The 26589-nt window shown below is 72.1% G+C and carries 22 protein-coding genes; 5 read left to right on the plus strand and 17 right to left on the minus strand.

Annotated features, from left to right (window positions below):
- Positions 1 to 205 precede the first annotated feature (205 nt).
- Positions 206 to 1525: a phosphotransferase gene (locus HJC40_RS40660; RefSeq protein ID WP_250008992.1), complete on the minus strand. Its 1320-nt coding sequence runs from the start codon at positions 1523 to 1525 to the stop codon at positions 206 to 208.
- Between the two features lie 274 nt (positions 1526 to 1799).
- On the opposite strand from HJC40_RS40660, the gene HJC40_RS40665 reads away from it, so the two are divergent.
- Positions 1800 to 2861: a hypothetical protein gene (locus HJC40_RS40665; protein ID WP_250008994.1), complete on the plus strand. Its 1062-nt coding sequence runs from the start codon at positions 1800 to 1802 to the stop codon at positions 2859 to 2861.
- 515 nt (positions 2862 to 3376) lie between these two features.
- On the opposite strand, the gene HJC40_RS40670 is transcribed toward HJC40_RS40665, so the two are convergent.
- Positions 3377 to 4489 carry a hypothetical protein gene (locus HJC40_RS40670; protein WP_250008995.1) on the minus strand — a complete coding sequence of 371 codons (1113 nt, stop codon included), beginning with the start codon at positions 4487 to 4489 and terminating at the stop codon, positions 3377 to 3379.
- A 252-nt stretch (positions 4490 to 4741) separates the two neighbouring features.
- On the opposite strand from HJC40_RS40670, the gene HJC40_RS40675 reads away from it, so the two are divergent.
- The gene (locus HJC40_RS40675; protein ID WP_250008996.1) at positions 4742 to 4951 is read left to right on the plus strand and encodes a hypothetical protein; all 210 of its coding nucleotides are present in this window, start codon (positions 4742 to 4744) and stop codon (positions 4949 to 4951) included.
- Between the two features lie 128 nt (positions 4952 to 5079).
- Here HJC40_RS40675 and HJC40_RS40680 read toward each other — a convergent pair whose 3' ends face one another.
- The 11 genes from HJC40_RS40680 to uraD form a co-directional block, all read right to left on the minus strand.
- Positions 5080 to 5403, minus strand: a complete 324-nt coding sequence (locus tag HJC40_RS40680) for a TfoX/Sxy family protein (RefSeq protein WP_250008997.1) — start codon at positions 5401 to 5403, stop codon at positions 5080 to 5082.
- 68 nt (positions 5404 to 5471) lie between these two features.
- Positions 5472 to 6470 (minus strand): allantoicase, encoded by a 999-nt coding sequence (alc, locus tag HJC40_RS40685; protein ID WP_250008999.1) that lies wholly within the window; start codon positions 6468 to 6470, stop codon positions 5472 to 5474.
- The gene (allB, locus tag HJC40_RS40690) at positions 6470 to 7783 is read right to left on the minus strand and encodes an allantoinase AllB (RefSeq protein WP_250009000.1); all 1314 of its coding nucleotides are present in this window, start codon (positions 7781 to 7783) and stop codon (positions 6470 to 6472) included. Before allB ends, alc begins: the two co-directional genes overlap by 1 nt.
- Before the next feature lie 65 nt (positions 7784 to 7848).
- Positions 7849 to 8703 carry an LLM class flavin-dependent oxidoreductase gene (locus HJC40_RS40695; RefSeq protein WP_250009001.1) on the minus strand — a complete coding sequence of 285 codons (855 nt, stop codon included), beginning with the start codon at positions 8701 to 8703 and terminating at the stop codon, positions 7849 to 7851.
- A 201-nt stretch (positions 8704 to 8904) separates the two neighbouring features.
- The gene (locus HJC40_RS40700) at positions 8905 to 10044 is read right to left on the minus strand and encodes an aldolase/citrate lyase family protein (RefSeq protein ID WP_250009003.1); all 1140 of its coding nucleotides are present in this window, start codon (positions 10042 to 10044) and stop codon (positions 8905 to 8907) included.
- Positions 10044 to 11654, minus strand: coding sequence for a malate synthase A (gene aceB, locus HJC40_RS40705; protein ID WP_374273662.1), 1611 nt, complete (start codon positions 11652 to 11654; stop codon positions 10044 to 10046). Before aceB ends, HJC40_RS40700 begins: the two co-directional genes overlap by 1 nt.
- Positions 11655 to 11723: 69 nt before the next feature.
- Complete coding sequence (locus tag HJC40_RS40710) at positions 11724 to 13193, minus strand: DUF1996 domain-containing protein (RefSeq protein WP_250009006.1); 1470 nt, start codon at positions 13191 to 13193, stop codon at positions 11724 to 11726.
- A gap of 279 nt (positions 13194 to 13472) precedes the next feature.
- Complete coding sequence (locus HJC40_RS40715) at positions 13473 to 14819, minus strand: 8-oxoguanine deaminase (RefSeq protein ID WP_250009007.1); 1347 nt, start codon at positions 14817 to 14819, stop codon at positions 13473 to 13475.
- The gene (pucL, locus tag HJC40_RS40720; RefSeq protein WP_250009008.1) at positions 14816 to 15676 is read right to left on the minus strand and encodes a factor-independent urate hydroxylase; all 861 of its coding nucleotides are present in this window, start codon (positions 15674 to 15676) and stop codon (positions 14816 to 14818) included. The genes HJC40_RS40715 and pucL overlap by 4 nt, the downstream gene beginning before the upstream one ends.
- A 6-nt stretch (positions 15677 to 15682) precedes the next feature.
- Positions 15683 to 16042, minus strand: coding sequence for a hydroxyisourate hydrolase (gene uraH / locus HJC40_RS40725; protein ID WP_250009009.1), 360 nt, complete (start codon positions 16040 to 16042; stop codon positions 15683 to 15685).
- Entirely contained in the window at positions 16032 to 16538 is a 507-nt protein-coding gene (gene uraD / locus HJC40_RS40730) for a 2-oxo-4-hydroxy-4-carboxy-5-ureidoimidazoline decarboxylase (protein WP_250009011.1), read from the minus strand. Before uraD ends, uraH begins: the two co-directional genes overlap by 11 nt.
- Positions 16539 to 16747: 209 nt before the next feature.
- Between uraD and hrpB the strand changes: the two genes are divergently transcribed.
- Together hrpB and HJC40_RS40740 are read left to right on the plus strand one after the other, a co-directional pair.
- The gene (gene hrpB, locus HJC40_RS40735) at positions 16748 to 19324 is read left to right on the plus strand and encodes an ATP-dependent helicase HrpB (protein WP_250009018.1); all 2577 of its coding nucleotides are present in this window, start codon (positions 16748 to 16750) and stop codon (positions 19322 to 19324) included.
- Between the two features lie 28 nt (positions 19325 to 19352).
- On the plus strand, positions 19353 to 19733 hold the full coding sequence (locus HJC40_RS40740) for a hypothetical protein (RefSeq protein WP_250009012.1): 381 nt from the start codon (positions 19353 to 19355) through the stop codon (positions 19731 to 19733).
- A 171-nt stretch (positions 19734 to 19904) separates the two neighbouring features.
- Here HJC40_RS40740 and HJC40_RS40745 read toward each other — a convergent pair whose 3' ends face one another.
- The 4 genes from HJC40_RS40745 to HJC40_RS40760 form a co-directional block, all read right to left on the minus strand.
- Positions 19905 to 22214, minus strand: coding sequence for a bifunctional diguanylate cyclase/phosphodiesterase (locus tag HJC40_RS40745; RefSeq protein WP_250006935.1), 2310 nt, complete (start codon positions 22212 to 22214; stop codon positions 19905 to 19907).
- A gap of 88 nt (positions 22215 to 22302) precedes the next feature.
- Complete coding sequence (locus HJC40_RS40750; protein ID WP_250006937.1) at positions 22303 to 23025, minus strand: PP2C family serine/threonine-protein phosphatase; 723 nt, start codon at positions 23023 to 23025, stop codon at positions 22303 to 22305.
- Positions 23026 to 23137: 112 nt separating this feature from the next.
- On the minus strand, positions 23138 to 24163 hold the full coding sequence (locus tag HJC40_RS40755) for a hypothetical protein (protein WP_250006939.1): 1026 nt from the start codon (positions 24161 to 24163) through the stop codon (positions 23138 to 23140).
- A complete protein-coding gene (locus HJC40_RS40760) occupies positions 24160 to 25281 on the minus strand; it encodes a transporter substrate-binding domain-containing protein (RefSeq protein ID WP_250006941.1) in 1122 nt (373 codons plus the stop codon). Before HJC40_RS40760 ends, HJC40_RS40755 begins: the two co-directional genes overlap by 4 nt.
- Positions 25282 to 25360: 79 nt before the next feature.
- Between HJC40_RS40760 and HJC40_RS40765 the strand changes: the two genes are divergently transcribed.
- Positions 25361 to 26059, plus strand: a complete 699-nt coding sequence (locus tag HJC40_RS40765; RefSeq protein WP_250006943.1) for a hypothetical protein — start codon at positions 25361 to 25363, stop codon at positions 26057 to 26059.
- Positions 26060 to 26589: the final 530 nt, after the last annotated feature.

Here is a 26589-nt window from a genome sequence, read left to right on the forward strand (position 1 = left end):
TCCGCCGTCGCAAGCGTGTGCCACCGGCCGCCCGGCAGTTTCGTCGCGACCTGCCCCCGGGGCCCCTCGATCGGATGCCCGGCCGATCAGCAGCGTCTCCTCCGCGGACGAACGCCCAAGCGTTCCGATCCGCGGGCCGCTCGACCGGACGCCCAGCGGCGTCGTCGTGAGCGGGCGGCTCGGCCGCCGGGCTCCGGCGGCGTCCTCATCCGCGGGCGGTAGCGACGGCGGCGGTCAGGCCGGCGGGCACGTCGGCGGCGTGGTAGGGCCACTCGGTGGGCTCGATGTTCTCGAGGAACTGGGAGTAGATCAGGGCGCCGCGCAGATCGGCGACGGGCAGCATCAGCTCGACGGCCCGCAGCGGATCGGAACCGGGCACGGTCTCGCGCCAGCGTGCGGCCCACTCGGCGAGCAGCCGGTCGCGGCCGGGCAGGCCACCGCCCCGCTCCCCGCCGCCCGTGTCGGCGTCGGTCAGGCGCAGGATGTCGAACGCCGGGTGACCGAGTACGCAGTCGCCCCAATCCATGATCGTCAGCCGGCCGGCGTCGTCAGTGCGGACGTTCCCGGGGTGCAGGTCGCCGTGGACGAGCGTGTCGGGCAGGCCGCACTCCTCGATCGCGGCGAACCGCCGGGGCAGGTCGTCGATGAGCTCGCGCAGACCGGCGATGGCCTCGAAGTACGGCTCGGCGATGCGCACGTAGTCGGCGAGTGTCCGGGACAGGCGGGCGTCGGGGATCCGCGCCAGCGGGGCGGGATCGGCGGCCAAGTGGGCCTGGATCGGGTGGAAGGCGGCGGCGATCTCGGCGCACAGCTCGGTGCCGGCGCCGTAACGGTCCTCGCCGGGGGCGTGGGCGAGCAGCATGCGGCCGTGCTCGCCCGCGGCGATCAGCCGCGGAACCCGGTGGGGAGCGATGCCGGCGACCAGGCTGATCGCGTACGGCTCGTGCGCGAAGAAGGACGGCACCTGCTTGAGCCAGGCCACGGGGCCGTGCTCGTCGTCGAGCCGCCAGATGGCCGAGAGGTTCCAGGTGCGGCACTGGTGGGCGGTCGTGCCGGGGACCAGGCCGGTGGCCCAGGCGATCGAGGCGGTGGGACCGCCCAGCTCGGCGTAGGGCGCGCGCTTGGGGTGCGGCTCGCGCGCGCTCTCGACGTACGCCGGAAAGGTCTTGGACCCGGCAGCCCCCCGGCTTGTCGCGGCCGGCGTGGCGCCGCCGCCGACGCCCTGCTTCCCGATATCGCCGTCCCGCGAGCCGATGCCGGCGTCAGCGCTCTGTGTGCGGGACTCGCCGCCGGGCTTCTCGGCGACTTTCCGGATGTTTCTCGCTTCGTCGGTCACTTCGGCGAGGTAAGTAACGTGGCCACCGGGCGGGCCGGGGCGGTCGCTGTGCAACAGGCGCAGCACCTGGAGCCCCGGGCCGAAGTCGTCGACCGGCTGCCACCACGGGCTCGCCGGCTCGAACGGGTCCGTCTCCCCCAGCAGCTCACCGTCGGGGTCGACCAGCACCAATGTCACGGTTCTCGTCACGACCGCACACCGTAGCCGAGAACCCGGGATCTCCTCGCGGCATTTCCCGCCGGCCGGACCTCGCGCCGGCGCCGGTCTGGTGCCCGCATCGGCGCCGGTCTGGTGCCCGCATCGGCGCCGGTCTGGTGCCCGCATCGGCGCCGGTCCGGTGCCCGCATCGGCGCCGGTCCGGTGCCCGCATCGGCGCCGGTCCGGTGCCCGCATCGGCGCCGGTCCGGTGCCCGCATTGGCGCCGGTCTGGTGCCCGCGGCCCGGGCGCAACTACGATGCGCTGATGTCCGGACGCTCCGCCACCGCCCTGCCCGAGCTCTGCACCGGTCTGGCCGAGGCGGTGATCCGGCTCGACACCCGAGCGTCCACCAAGATCTACCGCGCCATCGTGGAACGCCTCCCGCACGCCGATCGGGCCGAGCTCAGCGAGGGGCTGCCACCGCTGGTGCCGGCGCTCGAACAGGTCGCGCTCGGCAACGGCGCCCTGCTGGCCACGCTCGTAGCCGGGCTGATCGAGCAGGGCGCCGACCCGCTGCCGGTGCTGCCGGTGCTGGTCGACCGGGTCTCCACCGGTCTCGAGCTGGCCGCGCAGTTCGGCGTGCTGGCCGACAAGCTCGGCGGTCCGGTCACCGCGCCGACGTCGCCGGACGAATACCTGGAGCTGCGCGAACGCCTCGTCCGGGCGGCGCCGGAGGCCGAGCTGACCATGGGCGAGGCCGGCGAGATCGCGCAGGCCTGGTTCACCGTGAACGACTGGATCCCCAGCCTCCTCCTCCCGCTGCAGCAGAAGGCCGCCCGTCAGGCCCTGCCCGCCCGGTCCCGGCTGACCGCCGCGGCGGCCGCGATGACGCCGCACGCCGAGGACGCGGCCTGGCTGTTCGGGCTGCTCGAGGTGCTCGACGACGAGCCGCTGCTGGTGCTGCACCGCCCGACCAGCCGCGCCTACGACCTGACGATCAGCGGGGTGAGCGACAACTTCCAGCTGCACACGCTGCTGGCCGCGACGCTGATCGGGGACGAGTCCCGCGGTCTGCTGCCGGGCGAGCCGCCCGACGCGGCCTGGGTCGCCGCCGCCACCGACGGCGACCTGATGCCGGCCGAGGCGATTCACGCGCGGTTCTACCTGGCCGACGCGGCCGGCGAGACCATCTGGAACGAGGGCCGGCCGGCCGACATCGCGCTGCTCGGCGACCACCGGGTGATCGTGCTCGACCCACCACCGTACGAACGAAGCTGGAATCTCGGCCGCGCCTACCCACTGATGAGGCCCGAGGTAGTACTCAACCGCATCCTCCCCGCCGACGAGGCCACGCAGTGGGCGGCCCGGGTGGCACCCGCGTCATAGGCCCGGCCGATTCCGCTGTGCACCCCGGCCCGCCATTCGCCGAGCAAGCCGGCAGGTGATCGCCTTGCCGGGGGCCGATCTTCCGGAACCGATCATCGGTAGGACTGGCCTTGTTCTGCGGTCCGGCATCGAGCTCCTCGGCCTGACGTCGCGGGCGATGAACCGCTCCGGGGCAGTCAGCCACCCGTGGACGATGGACCGCTGCCAGGCCGAGGCACTATTCAACGGAAGATGGACCGCTGGCTGGCCGGGGCAGTCGACCACCCAGCGAACGATCGACCGCTGCCTGGGCGGGACACGACCACCAGCCGTCGATGGACCGCTGGCTGGCCGGGGCAGTCGACCACCCGGCGAACGATGGATCGCTGCCTGGCGGGACACGACCACCAGCAGTCGATGGACCGCTGCCTGGCCGGGCAGTCGACCACCTGGCGAACGGTGAACCGCTACTCAGCCGCGGCGCCCGGCCCCCAGCGATGGCTCCCGCGAACGCGACCACTACCGGCCCGTGTCGGTTAGCCCAAGTCGGTCCGCGCGGGGACTTCCAGGGTGACAAGCTCCCCCACGGGTGCGAAGCCGAGCGCCGCGTGCCCGGCCACGTCGGTCGTCAGCAGCACGACGTGGCGGGCCACCCCGACGGCCTCCGCGCAGGCCGCGGCGAAGACTGCCTGGCCGTACCGGTCGCCGCCCGGCGCATAGGTGGCGCCGACCCTCGTCATCCCCGCGACGACGCGGCTGCGACCCGCCATGGCCACGGGCACGCCGTCGACCTCCCACACCGTGATGCCGCCATAGTCCAGCGGGTCGTCGATCACGTAGGCGAGGTCGCTCGCATCATCGGGCTTGGCCGCCATCAGCTCGTGAAACCATCCGACGAGCAACTCACGATCGCCCGGCCCGGCCCGCCGAGCCCGCCCGGACGAAGGCGCCGGCAGACGCGGCGCAGCCAGTCGGCAGAGCGTGACCCGAGAGCGTTCCGTCAACGTCACGCCGGAGCAGCCGCGCCAAGCCGCCACCACATCTCCGGCGTTGCGGGCGTCCACACTCAGCCGCGTCACACCAGGCAGCAATCCGGCCAGCCCCCACAAAGCCTCACCCGAAGCAGTCTTGCCCCCGCCATCAATCCGGCCGTCCACAGTGTCCCCCGGCACAACCCTCCGAAGCCCAGCCGCCGACCGCGAAGCATCCTCCACCGAAGCCCCACGCGACCCGGCACCCTCCGCCACAACGCCACGTGAGCCGGCAGTCTCGGCTGAAACGCCACGCGACCCAGCGCTTTCGGCTGAAACGCCAAGTGAGCCGGCATCCTCCGGTGAAACGCCAAGTGAGCCGGCATCCTCCGCCGGAATCCCATCCGACGCCACACTCCCCGCCGAAGCCTCGCGCGACGCGACATCCTCCCGCACAGGTGACAGGACCGGCGAGTGATCGGGAGCCTGGAGGAAAGCGGCTGTCACGGCGCCGGAGACATCGGTCCACCAGCCGTAGAGCTGGTTCCTCGGAGTGGGGCGGGCTTCCAGGTACGCGGCTTCGCTCAGCAGCAGCGTGTTCCCGACCGGGTCCTCCCGGAGGAAGTCACCGGCGGCCACCAGGAATTCGCGCACGTCGGTAGACGTCGACCAGGGCACAACCCGATCCTCGGCCGCCGTTCCGCATCAGCGCAACACACAACGGGGTGACAGCAACACCGCTACGCCCGCTGCCCGCTACGCCTCAGGTCTCACCAGCTAAGCGACAGCGTGCGTGAGGAGTTTTCGCGTCGACACTTCTGTCGAGCCCACTGGACGCACGACCAACGGTTGGTCAGGAATCAAGAAGCATGACCCAGCTCGCCGGACCTAGCGTGACAAGCACAGACATCGCGTTCAAGGAGGCTTTCGATGAGCAAGTCGATGCGGCAGTTCCACCGCTGGGTGGCCGTCGCTTTCACGATCACCGTGCTGGCCACCGTCGTCGCCCTCGCACGGGAGGAGCCGCTGGTGTGGGTTTCCTACACACCCCTGTTGCCGCTCACCCTGCTGTTCCTCTCCGGCGCATATCTGTTCGCCCTGCCCTACTTGGCCAAGCGCCGCACCGCCGCAAGACGCTGACGCACCAAACGACCGAACACCGCACCGCAGCAAGACGCAGACGCGCCGACCGGCCAACACCACGCCGCCTCGAAACGCCACTGCACCGACCGGCTGAACGCCGCACCAGCGTCCCGACAGTCCTATGTCTACTTTGGTGGGAGGGTGGTGACGTAGTCGTGGGCTTCGGCCAGCCAGCCGTCCAGCTCGGGGTCGTCGAGGTGGTCGCCGGCGACCAGGATCCAGCCGCGCATCGAGCGCCCGCCCGACTCGAACGGCCGTACCCCGGGCCGGGTGAGGGCCTCGGCGATCTCGTCGGGGCCGAGGCGAACGATCAGTTCGTCGGCGTGGACCCCCACCGTCATGTTGCCGTTGGTGAAGAACGCCAGCCCGCCGAACATCTTGCGCTCGGTCACGGCCGGGTCGGTCAACCGGTCGCGCAAGCGTTGAGCCAGGGTTTCGTCGTACGCCATCGCGCTTCCTTCCTACCGGTCGGCCGGTGGTCTCGGGGGTGTTCCGGCCTCGACGCCGCCTCGGACGATCACCGGGACTCGCCGTCGCCAGAGTGCCTGCGGAACTGGTCGTCGAGGTAGCCGGCGGCCGGGCGGCCGTGCAGGCGGAGCCGGGCCATGCCGCCGTCCGGGTAGATGTCGAGCCGGACGTGGGTGGCGACGCGCCCGGGGCGTACGGGGAAGCGGTGCGGTGTGTCGGGGCGCAGCGCCACCCGGGGCAGGATGTCGAACCACTCCTGACCGTCCTCGCTGCCGCGCAGACCGGCCGCACCCGGGGCGTTGCCCTTGAAGTGGGTGGTGTCGAGGTCGGCCAGCAGGATCTCGGCCGGGGCGGCCAGGCGCACGGTCACCCAGTCGTTCGCGTCGTCGCGGCGGCGCGACGTCTCCCATCCGTCGCCCATATGCTGGGCGAGGCCGGGCATCAGCATGTGCCCGGGATGGCCGTAGAACATGTCGCTGCACCCGGTGACCTGAGCCCCGTGAGCGAGGGCGGCCACGTCGAAGACCTCGGGCAGCAGCCGGGGGTCAGGCACGACGGTGCCGTGCACGCGCAGCCGGGCGACGCCGCCGTCGGGATGGATCGTGAGGCGTACGTGGGTGAAGCGGCGCGTGTCGGTGACCGTGAACAGGTTGCGGCTGTCGCCCCGCAGCGGCGACTTGGGCACGAGCGGGATCCAGTCGGCGGCGGCGAGGTCGGCCGGTGACGGATAGCCGTCGACGGCCAGCCCGGCGACCTCGGCGTGGGGCGGGTAATTGCCGGTGAAGAACGCGGTGTCGATGTCGACGCCACGGATGACGCCGGGCGCGCCGAGCCGCACGATCGCCACGTCCTCGCCGGGCTCGCGGCGACGGCGGGTCTCCCAGCCGTCGTACACCTGGCCCTTGTGGTCGAACGTGCGGGGCGCGAAGACCGGCGGCTGGGGCAGCACGAGATGGTCGGCCGCGGCGAAGAACTCGTCGTTGGCGTGGACGACGCCGCCGCCGAGCGCGCGGGACGCCAGGTCGGGCAGGGTGGCGAAGTCTTCCATCAGGTGTCCTTCCGGAGCAGGAACCGTCCGTGCGGCGTCTCGCCGGTGACGGCGTGGCCCCGCAGCCAGGTGGTGCGGACGACGCCGTGCAACTTCTGGCCCGCGTACGGCGTCACGGGATTCTTGTGATGCAGCTTGTCCGGCTCGACGACGAAGGTGTCGTCGGGATCGAAGGCGACCAGGTCGGCGTCGGCCCCCACGGCGATGCGGCCCTTGTGGCGCAAGCCCACCAGGTCGGCCGGGCGGCGCGCCATCCAGTCGATCACGTCGGCCAGCGCCAGGCCGCGGGTGCGGGCCGACGTCCAGATCACCGGCAGGCCCAGCTGCACCGACGCGATGCCGCCCCAGGCCGCCGCGAAGTCGCCGGTGTCGCGTTTCTTGAGCTCGGGCGTGCAGGGCGAATGGTCGCTGACGACGCAGGTGATCAACCCGTCGGCCAGCGCCTGCCAGAGCCGGTCGGCGTTCGCGGCGTCGCGGATGGGCGGGCAGCACTTGTATTCGGTTGCGCCGTCGGGGATGCGGCCGGCGTCGAGAGTCAGATAGTGCGGGCAGGTCTCGGCGGTGACCCGGAGACCCTCGTCCTTGGCCGCGGCGATGAGCGGCAGAGCCGTCGCGGCCGAAAGATGCAGGATGTGGACGCGCCCGCCGGTCGCGCGGGCGGCGTCGATGGCGGTGGCGACGGCGGCGTGCTCGGCCTCGGCCGGTCGCGAGCCGAGGAACGCGGCGTAGCTCGCCGGACCGGGCAGATCGCCGAGATGGTCGGGATCTTCGGCGTGGACGACGAACTGGGCGTCGACCGCGCCGAGGGCCTGGCGCAGCTCGGCGGCCGACACGGGTGGGAACTCGGGCACTCCCGAATCGGCCAGGAAGGCCTTGAACCCGAACACGCCGGCGTCGTGCAGGGCCGGCAGCTCGGCGGCGTTGCCGGGCACGGCCCCGCCCCAGAAGCCCACGTCGACGTGAGTCTGCCCGGTCGCGGCCGCCTGCTTGACCCGCAGCGCCTCGACATCGACGGTCGGTGGCAGGCTGTTGAGCGGCATGTCGACGATCGCCGTGACGCCACCGGCCGCCGCCGCCCGGGTCGCCGACGCAAAGCCCTCCCACTCGGTGCGCCCCGGCTCGTTGACGTGCACGTGCGTGTCGACCAGGCCCGGCAGCAGCGCCGTCGCGCCCAGATCGGTGTCGACGGCCGTCTCGAACACGTCGTCGTAGCCACCCACCGCCACGATCCGGCCCGCCTCGACCGCCACCGCGGCCGGCCGCTCACCATCACCCGTGACCACCCGCCGCGACCGCAACACCAGCTCGACCATGCGGCGAGCCTAGCCCCGCCCTATGACACAAACGTGAAGATCAGCCGCGGCCGCGGTGGTGGCGCCTACAGAACTGTTTCGGCCAGTTCGACGAGGTCGTCCAGGTCGGCTGTGGCGGGATTGAAGATGAGCTCGTCGGCGCCGATCGCCTCGAACTGCCGCACCGCGGCGCGGAGCCCATCGCGGTCGGCCCACACGCCGGCCGCCGTGGCCTGGGCGAAGTCCTCGTTCATCAGGCTGTAGTAGTCGTAGATGTTCGCCCGGCCGGCCTCGGAGTTGCTCAGGGCGAAGTAGCAGATGGCGACCAGCCGTGGACCTCCCTGGCGTCCGGCCTCGCTCCAGGCCGCCCGCGCCTGGGCGAACGTCCCCTCCATCGCCACCGGTGGGATCGACGCACCGATGTAGCCCTGTCCCCAGGTGGCCATCCGGGTCATGGCGGCCGGCGCGAACCCGCCGAACATCAGCGGCACCTCACGAGTCCCGGCCGGCACCGCGGGGTTGGGCCCGTCGCCGATGGCCTTGCCCTGCCACACGTCGCGATAGACCGCCAGGTCGCGGTCCAGCCGCTTACCCAGGCCACGGGGCCCGTGCGCCTCGGCGACGAAGTCGTCCGGGCGGGCGCCGATGCCCAGGCCCAGCGTCAGCCGGCCGCCGGACACGCCGTCGATGCCGGCCGCCTCCTTGGCCAGCAGCGCCGGCGGCCACACCGGCCCGAGCAGAACATTGGAGAAGAGACCGATCCGGGACGTCGCGCCGGCCGCCGCGGCCAGCGCGACGGTGTCCATGACGCCCGGATAGGCGATGCGGCCGACGGTGCCGAGGGTCGAGAAACCCGCCTCCTCGGCCATCCGCGCCCAGCGGGGCAACAGTGAGGCGTCCACATCGCGTACCTGGTTGGGCAGTCCGATGCCGATCTTCAAGACAGGTCCTCTTCGTTCACGGTGATCGAGCCGGGCACCACCGGGCGGTCGGCGCGCGGCTTCGCGATCCCGGCTGTACGGCTCGCTTGCGCCGTGAACAGTAGTGAGAGAACCGCTCAGAAAAATTGAACGAGAGCGCCTATTTCCTGCGAAATCGGCGTCGGATCGGCCGGCCGGATCGTGCCCGGCTCACGTCCACCGTCAGAGGAAGGTCAGCAGCTCCTCGCGGGTGAAGGTGGCGTCGGTCAGGGCGCCGCAGTTCAGGCCCCGCAACAGATAGGTGGCCAAGGCGCGGGCGCTCGCGGGTTCGTCGGCGATGCCGCTCTCCTGACGATCGACGTACCGGCGCAGCCGGGTGACGGCGGCCTCGCGTCCCTCGCGGAAGAACGCGTACGTCGCCGCGTAGCGGGTCGGCAGCTGGGCCGGATGCAGATCCCAGCCCTGGTAGAAACCGCGTTCCAGCGAGCGGCCGACCAGACGGTGGTGCACCTCCCAGGCGGCCTGGACGTCCTCGCGCGAGCCGACCGGCAGGATGTTCGTCGAGCCGTCGGAGAGGCGGACCCCGGTCTGGGCGGCGGCGGCCTGCATGACCGCCTTGGCGTAATCCGCGGCCGGATGATCCATCGCCTGGAAGCCCGCGGCCACTCCGACGGCGGCGCTGTAGTCGTACGTGCCGTAGTGCAGACCGGTGCAGCGGCCACCGGCCGCGGTGATCAGCCGGGCGACGGTCGCGGTGCCGTCGGCGGCGAGCACGGCGGCGGGCAGCTCGACCTGGATCTCGAAGCGCAGCGTGCCGGCCGCGAGCCCGTAGCCGTTCTCCAGCCGCTCGAGCAACGTGACCATGGCCGCGACCTGGTCGGCCCCGCTCACCTTGGGCAACGTGACGAGGAACCGATCGTCCTGATAGGACGACAGGAACAGGTCGAGCGTGCGCAGGGACCGGTGGCGCGTCGCGGCCTCGAGCGACTTGACGCGCAGGCCCAGGAAGGGCGGCCGGTCGCCGGCGCTGAGGATGGCCGCCGCCTTGCGGACGGCCGCGTCCTCCTGATCGTCGTCGCGGACGCCGTAGCCGTCCTCGAAGTCGACCCGCAGGTCTTCGATCGGCTCGCTCGCCAGCTTGTCCCGGACTCCGGGCACCGACCACGGGAAGTCGTGCAGATTCATCACCCGCAGCGCCTCCGCGCCCCACTCGCGGAAGCCGTCGAGCCGGTCGGCGGGGATGTAGACGGTGTGCACGGGCTGTCGGTCGGCGCTCTCGCCGGGGTACCGCGCGGCGAGGAAGGCGTCGTGCGGGGCGAGCTGCTCGTCGAGGTCGCCGTAGTCGGCGCCGGTGAGCCGCATCAGTCGATCGAGTCGTAGGCGGCGGTGGTCAGGAAGTCGGCGAAGTCGTCGGCCAGGGCGACCCGCTCGAACAGCTTGCGCGCGTCGTCGAAGCGGCTCGCGGCCCACGCCTCGTCGCCGATCGCCTCCCTGATCTTGGTGAGCTCCTCGTCCTCGACCCGGCCGACGAGGTCGGCGGTGATCTCGGTGCCGTCCGGCAGGCGTACGCCGTTGTGGATCCATTGCCACACCTGGGATCGCGAGATCTCGGCCGTGGCCGCGTCCTCCATCAGGTTGTTGATCGCGACGGCGCCGTTGCCGCGCAGCCACGCCTCCAGATATTGCAGGGCCACCGACACGTCGGAGCGCAGCCCGGCCTCGGTGACCTCGCCCGGCGTCGCGGCGACGTCGAGCAACTGCTCAGCGGTGACCGAGACGTCGGGGCGGAGGCGGTCGAGCTGGTTGGGCCGGCCGTCGAGCACCCGGTCGAAGATCTCGCGGCAGACCGGCACCAGGTCGGGGTGGGCCACCCAGGACCCGTCGAAGCCGTCGCCGGCCTCACGTTCCTTGTCCTCACGCACCTTGGCCAGCGCGACCTCGTTGACCGCGGGGTCGCGGCGGCTGGGGATGAAGGCCGCCATGCCGCCCATGGCGAAGGCGCCTCGGCGGTGGCAGGTCGAGACCAGCAGCTCGGTGTAGGCCCGCATGAACGGCGCGGTCATCGTGACCGAGGCCCGGTCGGGCAGCACCATCGACGGGTTGTCGCGGAAGTACTTGATGATGCTGAACAGATAGTCCCAGCGGCCGGCGTTCAGTCCGGAGATGTGCGGGCGCAGCGCGTGCAGGATCTCTTCCATCTCGAACGCGGCGGGGATCGTCTCGATCAGCACGGTGGCCCGGATGGTGCCCACCGGGATGCCGAGCGCCTCCTGCGCGTACGTGAAGACGTCGTTCCACAGGGCGGCTTCCTTGTGGGACTCCATCTTGGGCAGGTAAAGGTAGGGTCCGCTGCCGCGTTCGAGCAGTTCCTTGGCGTTGTGGAAGAAGTAGAGCCCGAAGTCGACCAGTGCCCCGACGGCCGGCTCGCCGTCGACCGGCAGGTGGCGCTCGTCGAGATGCCAGCCGCGCGGACGCATGACGATCGTCGGGTAGGGGCCGCCGTTGAGCTCGTACTTCTTCTGTGGCGTCTCGAGGCTGATGGTGCGCCGGATCGCGTCGTAGAGGTTCTGCTGACCGTCGACGACGTTGGACCAGTGCGGGGTGTTCGCGTCCTCGAGGTCGGCCAGCCACACCTTGGCCCCGGAGTTGAGCGCGTTGATGGTCATCTTGCGCTCGGTCGGGCCGGTGATCTCGACCCGGCGGTCGCGCAGGTCGGCCGGGGCGGGCGGCGCGCTCCACTCGGCGGCACGGATCTCGACTGTCTCGGCCAGGAACCCGAGGGACCCGCCGGCGGCGATCTCGGCCCGGCGCGCGGCCCGGGCCCGCAGGAGCTCGTCCCGGCGGGGCCGGAAACGCCTGTTCAGATCGGTGACGAACGCGACGGCCTGGTCGGACAGGATCTCGGTCATCGTCGACGGCTCCCCTCGTACGGCTGGTTCCTCAAACCGTAGTGGAGCCGCACGCCCTCGCAAGCGGCTGTGGATAAACGTGGGGGTGCGGGCGCGCCTTGGGGACGGTTGGAGCGCGCCCGCACCGGTCCATCAGTGGTTGCCGAACGTGTCGCACTTCGCGCTCTGGACGAGGCAGTCCTTGACCCGGTGGCCGAGGGCGGCGTTGTCCCAGGCGAAGAACGCGTCGCCGTGCATGGAGCTGGCGTTGCCCGAGCTGAGCTTGAAGCCGGCGCTGGTGCCCGAGGTCGGGTATCCGATCACGAACGACAGCGACGGGATCGCGACGGGGAACTTGCCGCTGCACTTGCCGGAGCCGTCAGCCGGTCCGACGTGCGACTTGTGGTCGGGGCTGTCCAGGTGCACGCCGTCCCAGCAGTCGGGGAAGGTCAGCTGGAAGGTGAGCTCGGCGGTCTTGGCGCAGACCGGCCAGTTGCCGTCGGCGCTGCGGCCCGTCTCGCCACCGGCGCCGGCGCACCAGAACTGGCCGGGAGCACCCTGGGGCGTGGCCACCTGCTTCTTGGCGTCGCCGACGATCATGCGGAAGCCCTGCGGGAACGGCATCGTCTTGCTCGGGTCGGGCAGCCGGGAACCGTAGTACACGGTGACCCCGTGCGGCTCGATCTTCTTGCCGTCCTCGATGAGGCTCGGGATCCAGTACGCCGACCGGTCCTCGAGCGGCTTGCAGCTGGAGCCCGCGTTCTTCAGCAGCGTGTCGGCCGTCGAGAAGGCGTCGGTCGAGTCGTTGCCGAGGAACGAGTGCATGTGCGAGCCGCCCGGCAGGCCCGGCAGCACGATCGGGTCGTCGGCCAGCGCGTGGCTGACCGTGCAGGCGGCGTTGAACTCCGGGACCCGTACGGGGTTGCCGGTGATCGCCTTGGGGGTCATCGCGTTGAACTCGGCGACCTGGGCCTTCCACTTCGCCTGGTCGACCTCGACCCAGCCGGCGCCGCTGTTCGCGGGCGGCGCGCTGCTCGACGGCGCGGCGGTAGGCGCGGCCGTGCCGGGCGTGGTCGGAGCCGTGGTCGACGCCGTGGCACCCAGCGTGAACCAGTTGATGTTCACGAAGTCGCCGGCTTGCTTGCTCTTCATGACGGCGACGAGCTTCTGCTTGCCCGCCGGGGCCTTGACGGTCGCGGTCTTGGTGACATAGCTCTGCCAGCCGCCGGTCTTGGCCACGTCGATGCTGGTGAGCAGCGTGCCGGTCGGCGAGCCGACGCGCAGCTCGATCGAGCCGCCCGCGGCGTTGTCCGACGCGATGCGCGCGGACACCGTGCCGCCGATGGTCACGTCGTCGTAGCTCAGCCAGTCACCGTTCGCGAGCCAGCCGACGTTCTTGCCGCCGTCCTGGTCGCCCGTGTTCTCGGTCTGGGCGCCGGACTGGGCGGTGAACGCCTCGGCCTGTACGCGGCCGGGCACGACGGTCTCGGCGGCGTTGGCCGTGGCGATGTAGACGCCGCTGGCACCGAGCGCGACGGCGACGGTCGAGCCGAGGACCGCGCGGGTGACCCGACGACGGGTCCGGGGGTTGGGCGGGGCGACGTGGAGGGGATCGGTCCGCATTTCTGAATCTCTCGTCTCTGCCGTTTCTGGTGATTCACGGGGCAGTTTCACCAGCGAGTATGCACAGCTCAGAGACTTCATTCAATCCATGGAGAAAGACTTAGGAATTGCTACTCGGAGCGCCCCAGGTGGCCGCGATATCCCTTGCCGATAACATTTTTCGGCCGACCTCGCCTTAAGTCTTCCTTAAATGCGCTGAGGTGTTCGGCGGCTGCGCAGGGCGACGAAGGCCGCTCTCCCCGGGTGCCGCGCCGCGATGAGGGCCTGAGCGTACGCCGATCACTGCCGGCCCAGCAGGCGGCGGTGTGCCCCGGCGGCGTCACGAGCCAGCGTCTCGGCGTCGGCGTTCACAAGCTCACCCCGCTCGACGACCGGGCGCCCACCGACCAGCGCCAGCTCGACCGGGGCGGCCGGACCGAACACGAGGGCGGCCAGCCGGTCGTCGATGCCCGCGTGACCGAGCCCGTCGAGCCGCCAGAGCACCAGGTCGGCCAGCTTGCCCGTCTCGAGTGAGCCCAGGTCGTCCTGCCGCCCCAGACAGCGGGCCCCGCCCATGGTGCCCATCCGCAGCGCCTCGCGAGCCTTCAGGGCGGTCGGTCCGCCCCGCTGCCGGGCTGTGTAGAGCGCCTGTCGCAACTCCTCGCCCAGGTGGCTCGCCTCCTGGGACGCCGAGCCGTCGACGCCGAGACCGACCGGCACCCGGTGGTCGAGCAGCTCGCGCACCCGGGCCGCGCCCGCGCCCAGCCGCGCGTTCGAGCTCGGGCAGTGGGCCACGCCCGTCCCGGTCGCACCCAGCCTGGCGATCGCCGCGTCGTCGAGATGCACACCGTGGGCCAGCCACACGTCCTCGCCCAGCCAGCCGAGCCGCTCGGCGTACTCGACCGGGGTGCAGCCGAACCGCTCGCGGCAGAAGTCCTCCTCGTCGTCGGTCTCGGCGAGATGCGTGTGCAGCCGGACGCCCTTGCGCCGGGCCAGCGCGGCGGCCTCGCTCATGAGCCGCTCGGTGACCGAGAACGGCGAACAGGGCGCCACCGCGATCTGCAGCATCGCCGCCGGTGACGGATCGTGCCAGCGGTCGATCGCCGCCTCGGTGGCCCGGAGCGCCTCGTCGGTGGTCTCGACGATGTTGTCGGGCGGCAGGCCACCGTCCTTGTGGCCGAGATCCATCGAGCCCCGCGTGGGGTGGAACCGCAAGCCGATGCGCCGGGCCGCCTCGATCTCGGCCTCGAGCACGTCGCCGCCGTCCCGCGGGAAGACGTAATGATGATCCATCGAGGTGGTGCAGCCGGAGAGCGCCAGCCAGCCCAGCCCGGCGCCGGCCGCCGCCCCGACGATCTCGGCGTCGAGCCGGCCCCAGATCGGATAGAGGGTCCGCAGCCACCCGAACAGGGTCTCGTCGAGCGCGAGGCCGCGGGTCGCCCACTGGTAGAGGTGGTGGTGGGTGTTGACCAGGCCGGGCGTGACCAGGCACCCGGCGCCGTCGACGCGCCGGCCCTCGGTCGCGGGTGCGGCGCCCGGGCCGACAGCGGCGATGCGCCCGTCGTCGCCGACCACGACGTGGCCGTCGGCGTGATAGGTGTCGGACGCGTCGACCGTGGCGACCGCGACGTTCTCGATGACGATCACGGATACCACTCCGTGATCGCCGGCGGGACGTCGTCGCGGGTCACGGTGCCCTCGATCAATCCGTACGGCCGGTCGCCGGCGATGAAGACCTCGTTGTCGTTGGCGAGGTCGAACGGCGACAGGTCGACCAGGTAGTGGTGCTTGTTGGGCAGAGCCAGCCGGATCTCGGCCACCTCGGGCAGCTCGGTGAGCACCCGGCTGCCCATCGCGAACAGCGTCTGCTGCAGCGAATAGCTGTAGGTGTCGACGAAAGCGGCGGTCAGCGCCTCGACAGCGGTGGTGAAGGACTTGCCCCAGTCGGTGTCGTCCCGCAGATGCCGCCAGCGGGCGTCGACCGCCGTGGCCAGGATGCGGTCGGTGGTCTCGGGCAGGGTCGTGTAGCGGTCGCGCGGAAAGCCGTGGAACTCCGAACCGGTCGCGTTCAGCAGCGTCAGGCCGGCCAGACCACTCACCACCTGGGTCTGCTCGACGGTGACGGTGACCTCGGCCGTCCGGGTGTGGTCGCCCTGCCGGCGGAACGAATGCGGACCCAGCCGGGCCCAGCCGAACGACTCGATGCCGACCCGGGCCGCGCGGATCTGGGTATGGGTCTCGACGAAGTGACGGGCGAGGAGCAGCGCGAACTCCTCGGGCTCGCCCACGCCGTGTTCCTTGGCGAAGGCGTACACCGTGTTCTTCATGGTGTCGGTGGGCAGCACACCCGCGTTGTCGCCGGTCAGGTGGGTCGCGGCGAGGTCGCCGGAGAGAGCGACGCTGACGTTGAGATCGGCCAGCGTGTGCGTCTCGCCGTCGCGGGTGACGCGGACCAGCCGCGTCTCGGCCTTGCCGTAACGGTTTTCTCCGAGCACGATCGCCACGCGCTTTCAGCTCCCTCGATAGGTGGTGTATCCGTAGCGGCTGAGCAGCAGCGGCACGTGATAGTGCCGCTCGGGGTCGCGGACGTGGAAGGCGACCGTGATCTCCGGGAAGAAGCAGTCGGCGCCCAGGTAGGGCTCGACGTAGAACGACAGGCGGTAGCCGCCCGCCTGCCACTCCTGCATCGGCACCCGGTAACGCAGCCGGCCGTCGTCGTCCGTGCGCCCCTCGGCGATCGTCCCCCACCCCTGCGAGTCGCGGCGCTCCAACCGAACATAAACATCGCGGGCGGGCTCGCCGCTGACCGTGTCGAGGATGTGCGTGGAGATGCTGGCGTGGTGGGGCGCCGTCCCGTCGTCAGAGGGCATCGAGCACCCGCTCCAGTCGCAGCAGCGCTATCCGGCGCAACTGGTCGGCGACGATCACGCGCTCGGCCTGGTCGTCGTTGGTCAGCCGCTCGCGGGCGGCGGCGAGGATCTCCTCCGGCCCGCGGCCACTGGCGAAGATCAGGAAAACGTGCCCGAACCTTTCCTCGTACGCCCGGTTGGCCTCGATCAACGCGGCGGCGACCGGGTCGTCGGCGTCGCGGGCGGCGGCGGACTGCTCGCGACGGGACCAGGCGGCCTCCCGCGAATCGCCGGTGGGGCGCTCGCCGATGCGGGGGTGGGCGGACAGCGCCGTCAGCACGTCGGGCCAGCTCAGCGCCCGGGAAGCGGCCTCGGCCGCGGCCAGCAGCCCGGCGCGGCCCGGATAGGGCCGGCCGGCCATGATCGCGGCACCCCACGCGGGCGTGGCACAGCACGCGTGCAGATCCTGCTCGAGGCGGGCGGCGGGCAGCGAGTTGAACACCTCGACCGCGTCCATCGGCACCCCTTCCTTGTCGATCAGTCAAGCAGCCGGGCTCGCGCCGGTGCAGTCTTTCGGCCCGGAATTACCGCCGGGTTTCGTGGGTGCCGCCAACCCTGCCATGCCGGTCCGACAGTTTCTCGTCGTCCACATTCCGGCGTTGTCCACAGGCCGGCGTGCTCCGGCGCCGAACTGTCGGACCCGTGCGCCAGGATGGTCCCGTGCTGATCGCCGACGACGCCCTGCCCGACCTCCCGATCCGCGCGGTGCTGCCGCGGGTCCGCGAGGCGCTGTCCGGCGCCGGCGCGGCGGTGCTCGTGGCCCCGCCCGGCACCGGCAAGACGACGCTGGTGCCGCTCGCGCTGCCCGGCCGGGTCGTGGTGGCCGAGCCCCGCCGCCTGGCCGCCCGGGCCGCCGCCCGCCGGATGGCGTCGCTGCTGGGCGAACGGCCCGGCGAGCAGGTCGGTTACACGGTGCGCGGCGACCGCCAGGTCTCCCGGCGCACGCGGGTCGAGGTCGTGACGACCGGCGTCCTCGTGCGCCGCCTCCAGCGTGATCCCGAGCTGGCCGGCACGGCCGCCGTGATCCTCGACGAGTGTCACGAGCGGCATCTCGACACCGACCTGGCCCTGGCGTTCCTGCTCGAGGTGCGGGCCGCCCTGCGTCCCGACCTGCACGTGCTGGCCACCTCGGCGACGGCCGACGCGGGCCGGCTGTCCGAGGTGCTCGGCGGGGTCCCCGTGGTGACCGCGACGGCGCCGCTCTTCCCGGTCGAGCAGCACTGGGCGCCACCGGCCGGGCCGATCACACCGCCGCTGGGGCTGCGCGTCGACCCGCGCCTGCTCGACCACGTGGCCGCCACGACCCGCCGGGCGCTCGCCGAGGGCGAGGGCGACGTGCTCGTCTTCCTGCCCGGCGCCCGCGAGATCGACGCGGTGGCGACCCGCCTGGCCGGGGTGGCAGCCGAGGTCATCCCGCTGCACGGCCGTCAGCCCGGCGCGGTGCAGGACGCGGCGCTGCGGCCCGGTTCCGGCCGGCGCGTGGTGCTCTCCACGGCGGTCGCCGAGAGCAGCCTGACCGTTCCCGGCGTGCGCGCGGTGGTCGACGCCGGGCTCAGCCGGGTGCCCCGCATGGATCACGCCCGTGGCCTGGGCACGCTGGCGACGGTCGCGGTGTCCCGGTCGTCGGCCGTGCAGCGGGCCGGACGCGCCGGTCGTGAGGCGCCCGGCCGGGTCTACCGCTGCTGGTCGCCGGCTCAGCACGACCGCCTGGCCGCGCAGCCCGAGCCCGAGGTCGCCGCAGCCGATCTGACCGGCTTCGCGCTCGACCTGGCGCTGTGGGGCCATCCCGACGGCACCGGTCTGTCCCTGCCCGACCAGCCGCCACCGGGCGCGCTGCAGGCCGCCGTGGCCACCTTGCGCGACCTGGGCGCGGTCGACGCGGCGGGCCGGGTGACCACGCGCGGCCGGGCGCTGGCCGACGCGGGCCTGCATCCGCGTCTGGCCCGGGCCCTGCTCGACGGCGCCCCGCTGGTCGGCGCCCGCCGGGCGGCCGAGATCGTCGCCCTGCTGGACGACGAGCGCTCCCTCACCGACGACCTGACGGCCGCGTGGCGCCGGGCCCGCGGCAGCCGGGATCCCGCGTGGCGCAGCGAGGTGAGCCGGCTCTCCGCCGCCCTGACCCGCAACCCGGCCGACGAGACAGTCCCCGACGTCGCCGACGCCGCCGCGGCCGTCGACACACCGGGCAGGCGCGGAAACAGCACCTCACGAGGCGGGCCCCGGAACGCGTCCGGCTCGCGCTTCCCGGAGCAGAAGGCGGGGGCGCTGCCCGACGATCTCGCGGCCGGGCTGGTGGTCGGCCTGGCCTATCCCGAGCGGGTGGCCCGGGTGCGCGAGGCCGGGGGCCGGGACTACCTGATGGCCGGCGGGACAGCGGCCGAGCTGACCGGTGGCAGCGGGCTGGCCGGGGTCGAATGGCTCGCCATCGCGTCGGCCGATCGCGCCGCCGGGGCGCGCACGGCCCGGGTCCGGGCCGCCGTCCCCCTTGACGAGGCGACCGCGATCGAGGCGGCCGGGACCCTGCTGGCCGAGGTGACCGAGATCGGCTGGACCGACGGCGACGTGGTCGCGCGCACGGTGCGGCGGTTGGGGGCGATCACGCTGCTGGAGCGGCGGATCGCCGATCCCGATCGGAAACTGGTGCGGGCGGCCCTGCTCGACGGGCTGCGGCGCGAGGGGCTGAGCCTGCTGAACTGGTCGCGCGGCGCGGTCGAGCTGCGAGAACGGCTGGCCTTCGCGCACGCGGCGCTCGGCGAGCCGTGGCCGGACGTGTCCGACGAGGCCCTGATCGAGCGGATCGACGACTGGCTCGACCTGGGCCAGGCCCGGCGCCGGGCCGATCTGGGCCGGATCGACGTGACCTCGAGTCTGCGCCGGCTGCTGCCGTGGTCGGTGGCCGGCCGGATCGACGACGTGGCTCCGGAGCGGCTCCCGGTGCCCAGCGGGTCCCGGGTCCGGGTCGACTACGCCGATCCGGCCGCGCCGGTGCTGGCCGTCAAGGTGCAGGAGGCGTTCGGGTGGCGGGACGCCCCGCGCCTGGCCGACGGGCGCGTTCCCGTGCTGCTGCATCTGCTCTCACCGGCCGGGCGGCCGGTCGCCGTCACCCGCGATCTGGCCTCGTTCTGGGCTCAGGGTTATCCGCAGGTGCGGGCCGAGCTGCGCGGGCGCTACCCCCGCCATCCCTGGCCCGAGGACCCGACCACGGCCGAGCCGACGAAGCGCACCAAGCCCCGATCGCGATGACGACGGCGGCGCGGGCAAAGGAGTGGTGATGAGTTTCCTGGTCGAGATCGAGCATCGGTTCCGAGCGGTGCAGGGGTTGCCCTCGCCGGTCCGGGCGGCGGGGGGACTGTCGCTGCTCGCCGGCGGGGAGGGTGTGGAGGTCATCGTCCGGGCCGGCGTCACGTTCGAGGACGACCAGCTGACCGGACGCGGATGGTTCTTCGACACCGATGCGGCCGCCGCCGAGCTGGCCGGCTGCTGCGCCGGCCTCGAGGCTCGGCCGTGGACAGAGATTTTCGACTTCCGGCCGACCTTCGAGCTCGTCGCGCGGCATCTCTTCGGTCGTCTCGCCGGGCAATTGCCCCAACTGGCCTACGTCGAGATCCGAGACGTGCATTTCGGCGTCACAACCAGATACGTGCCGGGGTAGGTGAGGGCGCGGCACGGTCACCGGGGCAGCACAGCCAGGGGAAGGCGCGGCGCGGTCAGCGGCAGCGGCAGCGGCAGCGGCAGCGGCAGCGGCAGCGGCAGCGGCAGCGGCAGCACGGTCGGAGGCGCGGCGCAGGCGGCGCAGTCTGCCTTCGGTCGGTGGCCGGCGGGCTCAGGTGGCCAGGTGGGCGGCTGACGACGGCGGGATGTGCTGGGACGGGATCATGGGGGGCTGCTGGCGGTGGAGTGGGGCGGGCTGGCCGAACAGGTAGCCCTGGCCGACCGGGCAGCCCAGCTCGGCCAGGGCGTGTGCTCGCGCGGGGGTCTCGATGCCCTCGGCCACCACGACGATGCCCAGGTCGGTGCAGATGGTCAGCACCGACCGGCACAGGGCGCCGGCCCGTTCCGGGGCCACGTCCACGTCGGTCAGCGTCGCGTCGAGCTTGACGATGTCGACGGGGAGCGAGTGGAGCTGGGCCAGCGCATTGAAGCCGCTGCCGAAGTCGTCCAGTGCGATCCGAATGCCGTACGAGCGCAGCCGCTCCACGACCGTGGCGGCCGACGGCAGGTCCTGGATGCGGCGGGTCTCGGTGATCTCCAGGACCAGCCGCGACGCCGGCAGGCCGGTGCGGGCCAGGGCGCCGGCCACCGACTCCTCCAGGCCGGTCTGGCTCAGGCGGGCCGCCGACACGTTCACGTGCATGTCGATGGGGCGGCCGTAGACGATGGCCAGGGCGGCCGCGTCCACGCAGGCCTGGTTGAGCACGAAGTCGTCGATGGCGGCGACCAGGCCGGTGCGCTCGGCCACCGACACGAAGACGTCGGGGTGGACCGGGCCGGCCACCGGCGACGTCCACCGGGCCAGGGCCTCGACGGCCACCGTCGCCCCGTCGGTGAAGCGGACGATGGGCTGGTAGAAGACCTCGAAACCGGACGCGGCGGGGCGGCCGGACTCCAGTGCCTGGGCCAGCAGGTGCGGCAGGTCCGCGTTCGCGCCGCCGTCGTTCGCGCCGGCGTACCGGGCCATCGCGCCCTTGCCCCGGCGCTTGCTCGAATACATCGCGGCGTCCGCGCGGCGCAGCAGGGCATCCGCGGTCAGGGGTTCCTCGCGGTCGGAGGCCACCAGCCCGATGCTCGCGCCCACCCCGAGGGTGCGGCCGTCGATCACGAACGGCTCGCGCAGCGCCGCCAGGATGCGCCGGCCGGTGTCCTCGGCGCCGGCCGGCGTGTGGTCGAGCAGCACGGCGAACTCGTCGCCGCCGAGCCGGGCCACCAGGTCGTCGGGCGATACGCAGCGCTGGAGGCGTTCGGCGATCGCGCGCAGCACGCGGTCGCCCATGGCGTGGCCGAAGCTGTCGTTGATCAGCTTGAAGTCGTCGAGGTCGGCGAAGAGCACCGCGACCGGCTTGGCGCCGAGCGCCCCGGTCAGCCGCTCGCGGAACAGGGCCCGGTTGGCCAGGCCGGTCAGCGGATCGTGGTAGGCCTGGTGGTGCAGTCGCCGCTGCCCCTCCGAGACCCGTTCGAGCAGCACCGTGTTGTCGACGATCGTGAACATCTGGCGGGCCACGACCAGACCCAGCCCGAGCCAGCCGAGGTATGCCTCGAACGGCGACAGCGGCTTGCCGGCCCCGCTGTTGATCGCGATCATCATGCCGGTCGCGGTCACCGGCACGTACGGGAGAAGCAGGTGAAGCCACTCGCGCTCGCCCTCGTCGACGGGCGCCGGCCGCCCGGCCGACGGGCGGGACACCGCGGCCAGGGCGAGCAAGGCGGGGCCGAGCAGGTGCCCGGCCGACTGCCAGGGCGCGAGTGGACCGTCGGCCAGGTGGATCAGCCGCAGGGTGTCGGACACGCCGAAGGCCAGCAGGGCCAGCCCGCCCAGCGCCAGCGGCCGGCGGCCGGCGCGCGAGTCGGGCCGGATGAGCAGCAACAGCCCGACCATGGTGACCAGCACGAGATCGGCAACGGCATAGGCGGCCGCGGCCACGATCAGACCGGTCGGCTGCCCGGACCAGTGGAACCAGTCGCGCGGGACGACCGACCAGATCAGCGCGAGCAGCGACCCGGCGATCAGCACACTGTCGATCAGCAGGGCGATCTGGTCACGCCGGGCCGAGGTGGGCACCGGCCGCGGGCGGGTGTACGGGGCGTGGAGCAGCGCCAGCAGGAAGCACGCGGGCAGCACGAAGAACCCGAGGTCGGACAGCATCGTGACCGGCCGATCGGGAAGCATGACGTCCTGGACGAGCCACCACAGCCGGATCAGCGCCCACGCGGCCAGCCCGAGGCCCATGAGCACCCGCCACCGCCGTTGCAGCCCCGACCGCCCGCGCGCCGCCGCGAGGCAGATCGACGCCGCGGCCGCGCCCACGACCAGTTGAGCGGCGTCGGTGTAGAGACGCCAGCCCTGCGGCTCGATCAGCTCACCGAGCGCCGTGACCCCCAGGACGACCGCCAGCGTGACGAACAGACGCGCCGTCATCATCACCACCCAGTCGAGCCGCGGGCCCCCTGATCCGCGACCGCTGTAACCTACCGCAGCCCTGAGCAGGTGCAAGTGGCTCGAAGGGTCAGTCGACCTCGGTCAGATCGGCGACCAGCACCGTGACGTTGTCGGGACCGCCGCCGCGCAGCGCGAGATCGATCAACCGCTCGCAGCACGACTTGGGGTCGGCCGCGGCGAGCATCTCCTGCTCGATGGTCTCGTTGGTGACCACCGCGGTCAGGCCGTCGCTGCACAGCAGCCACCGGTCGCCCGGCTCGGGCTCGACGATCACGTAGGCCGGGCTGACCGGCTCACCCTGCAGCACCCGGGTGACCACCGAACGGCGCGGGTGCCCGGCGGCCTCGTCGGGACGGATCAGCCCCTGGTCGACGAGCATCTGGACGTACGTGTCGTCCTTGGTCAGCTGGTTGAGCCGGCCGCCGCGCAGCAGGTAGGCCCGGGAGTCGCCGACGTGGGCCATGGCCGCCCGGGTGCCCGAGAACAGCACCGCGGTGAGGGTGGTGCCCATGCCCTGCAGGGAGTTGTCGGCCTCGACCTGCTCGGCGATCCGGCCGTTGGCCATCTCGAGCGCCTTGTGCAGCGCGTCCATCTGGTGCTCGTTGTCGATCGGGACGTCGAGCGGTGTCATCGCCTCGATGGCGAGACGGCTCGCCAGGTCACCGGCGGCCATCCCGCCCATGCCGTCGGCCACGACGAGGAGTCGGTCACCGGCGTAGTAACAGTCCTCGTTGTTGCTCCGGACATGTCCTTGATCGGTGCCGGCGGCCCACCGCAGGTGCAAGGTCATGGCGTGCAGCTTCCCAGATCATCGCAACCCTGTCTGCACGCGGTCCGCGGCGTTTCGCGCGAAAGCACGTCCCGCGTCCCGTTTGCGGTGGTGGGCAGCTCGGCGGAACGGGTCAGCGGGGCGTCAGCGGTCGCCCTAGGCATCGTGGATCGACCTCCGTCACACGGCGTGTCGGCGCTATCCAAGACAGAGCGGAGTCGGTCACCGCCCACCCGCGCACCGAGGCGGCGCTGTCGGGCGGCCGGGCCGGTTCCGGGCAGAGCGTCTTGGAAACCACCTGTTCATTGGGGATGAACTTCACCAGTCCACCATCTTCGAGGACCGTCGTCGAGGTGTCGTCCACAGCGATCAGCTGTCCGCGTAATACCTTGGCCGATTCGCCCGGCTCGCCGACCTCGACCGCGCTGCTCGGCAGCACCGGGGCTCGCAGGAAGACCACCCCGATCGCCAGCGGCGCGACCAGCGCCGCGGCGACCGCCGGCCAGTGCGTGACCAGGCGCGCGGCCCGGGCCGGCACCGGGCCGGTCAGCAGCGGACCCAGCAGGGGCGGCACTCCCAGCAGCAGAGCCGTGGACGTCTCGCCGAGGCGCAGCGCCTGGACGATGCCCGGCCACACGAAGATCAGCACGAGCACACCGGCCAGCACCGGTACGCCGATCGTGATCCAGACCATCAGCCACCGCTCGGTGTGGAAGCGCTGCACGGCGGTGAGCCCGAGGATCGCGACGATCAGCATGCCCAGCAGCGGCAGCAGGCGCAGCTGCCAGGTGAACGCGGCCAGCATGGCGGCGAGCAGCACCACCCAGTCGGGCATGCGCAGCGCGGTCACCGCGACCAGGGACCGGCCCGCGTCCTCGGGCGCGCTGACCAGCAGGACACTGCCGAGCAGCCGCAGCACGAGCACGACGGCGGGCACGCTCCAGATCAGCGTGATGAACAGCGCGCTGATCATGCCGAGCGGCGAGATGTACTGCACCAGCAGCAGCATCGTGGGCAGGTCCTGCCGGCTGAGATACCAGAGCCGCAGCACCAGCAGCACGAGCGGGAACGCGGGCAGGATGGTGAGCAGGTAGTTGAGCTGCGCTCGACGACGCCGGGCCGGGATCGGGCCGCCCTTGACGTAGATGCTGTCGCTCATCCGAAGACGTCCTCCCACGGCTGCTCCCGGATGTCCGGCCGCACGACCCGGGGCTGCTCGCCGACCGCGATCGGAGCGCCCTTGTTCGCGTCCATCTCGGAGCGGAAGTTCCGGTCGTACGCCTCCTCCCACCGGGCGTCCTTCGGATCCGCGTACGACCGGTAGAGCGTCAGGTCGACCAGCCGCTGCAACGCCGGGTTGTCCCCCACGTTGACGCCCCACGTCTCGTTCGCCGGCTCACCGACGTCCCAATGGTCGAACTCGTTCCGAGAGCGTGATTTGAAGCCGGCCAGGATCGCGGCATCCGTCGTCACCGCGCTCACGCGGCCCGCGCGCAAATCCTCGATGCACTGGCTGATCCGGTTTCGGGGAATGACGATCGCGCCCGCGGCGCCGGGTGCGATCACGCTCGTCGACGCCGAGATGGAGCACACACGCTCGCCGTCCAGATCCTTCAACGTCGAGACGCGCGGATGCTTGGCGCTGCGCAGTGTGAGAACCGACTGCTCGGTGTAGAGGTACGGCTCCGAGAACCGGACCCCGGCCGTGGCCTTTCGAGCGGCATTGATGCTGAAGCTGGCGATCACCAGCTTCACCGGGACCCTTCCACCGTTCGCGTCGGTGGCCTGCATCCGCGGCCGGTCCTCGCTCTCGATCGCGAAGAACTTCACCTCGTCCCGCCGGAACCCGAGATCCTCGGCGATCATGTACGCGATGTCGACGTCGAAGCCGCTCCACCGCCCGTTCCGGTCCCGGAAAGCCGTACCCGGCTGATCGTCCTTGACCCCGATCGGCAACTCGGTCCACGACTCCACCCCGGCCTGCGCCCGCAAGTCAGCCACGGACGGCGGCCCGCCCACGAACAGCCGCACCATGGCCAGCCCCAGCGCCAGCACCAGCGCGAGCCCCAGCGCGGCCAGCCGGAACGCCGCCAGGTTGAACCGCGGCGGCTCGATCAGCGGCTCGGGCTCGGGCGGCGGCAACCGCTGCTCGGCGGCCTCGCGCTCGGCCAGATCCTGCACCGCGATGTCCTCGGCGGTGCCCTCCGGCCCCGGTGGCGTACGGCGTCGCACCGGCCACGTGAAGCGGCCGGTCACCCCGCTGCGATCGGACCCCATGGGCGCCTATCGTGCCGCACGAACGTCACGTCTGCGTACCCGCGCGAGTTCACCCGCCCGTTCCGGGTAGACCGAAGGCATGAAACGCCCCCTGCTCGCCGCCGTCGCCGTCGCCCTGGTTGTCCGGGTCGTCCACTCCCGCCACCAGCGCTTCCTGCACCCGGACGGCCGTTCCTTCACCGGTGAGCTGATCGTCTGGGGTTCCGGCCGGAAGGAAGGCGCCGACCTGCTCGACCGGCCGGGCCGGCACCCGGCCGTCGTCCGGATCTCCAAGGGGGTGGGAACGAGAGGTGAGCGGGCGGACATCCGCGGAGTCGCCGTGCGAGTCGCGGGTGAGAGGCCGCTCGACCTGCTGATGTCGACCTCCGGAGAAGGCCGTTTCACCCGGCACCTGCCGGCGCCCCGGCGCACCTTCGACACGTTCTACGGCTCGATCGTGGCGTACCGGACGGGGTCCGAGCGCAAGATCTACCTCGGGGCGCGCGCCGACGAGGAGACGCCCCTGGGGCGCGATTTGGCGGGGCTCTCCGGCGGGGCGCTCGTCCTCTACGCCGACGACCGCGCCTTCGGCAGGGTCACGTTCGGAAAGCAACTTCCCTCCCGTACGGATGAGGAGCTCGCGTTCGACCCGGTCCGAAACACGACTCCCGACCTGCACCCGACCGGGACGATCCACTTCACGCGGGCGTTGGCTTATCGGGTCAGTCAGCGATGGCGCGGGGTGCGGCCTGCAGCGCCGGCTCCCGAGGCGGTGGAGAGGACGGGGCTGCACCGCTGACCCTGTCCGGGCGTCGGTGCTGCTGGTAAACCCTGGGGCTCTGCCCCAGACCCCGGCCATCGCTGGAGAGCTCTCTGGCGATGGTTGCGGTGAGGGGCTTGGGGGCTCTCCGGGCAACGACAGGCGCAAGCGAATCGCAAGCAAGGGCAGAACGCAAGCACACCCCGCTTGCGTCCTGCCCTTGCTCACGATGAGCGGCGACTGCCGTCGCCCGGAGAGCCCCCAAGCCAAGACCCCGGCTTAGAAAAGACCAACCCCAGCCGTTTACGACGGAGCCGAAGGCGGACGCAACCGGCGCGGTGCGTCCGCTTGACCCACCACCTAGCCCAGCCTGCCCGAGATGACCGCCTGGCTTCGACCCCAACGCGGCAGCCAGACCACAGACCCGTCAGGGGACCGCCTCCGCAACCCCGCACTCAGCAGCGAGTGACCCACCACCTGCCCGCCGGTTGACTCCCGGCAAGGCCGGGGCCGAGGGTGGCCACGCAGGGCATAAAACGCTCCACAGCCCAGCGTGGCCACCCTCGGCC

Origin of the sequence: Actinoplanes sp. M2I2 (assembly GCF_023544445.1) — a bacterium.
GTDB lineage: Bacteria > Actinomycetota > Actinomycetes > Mycobacteriales > Micromonosporaceae > Actinoplanes.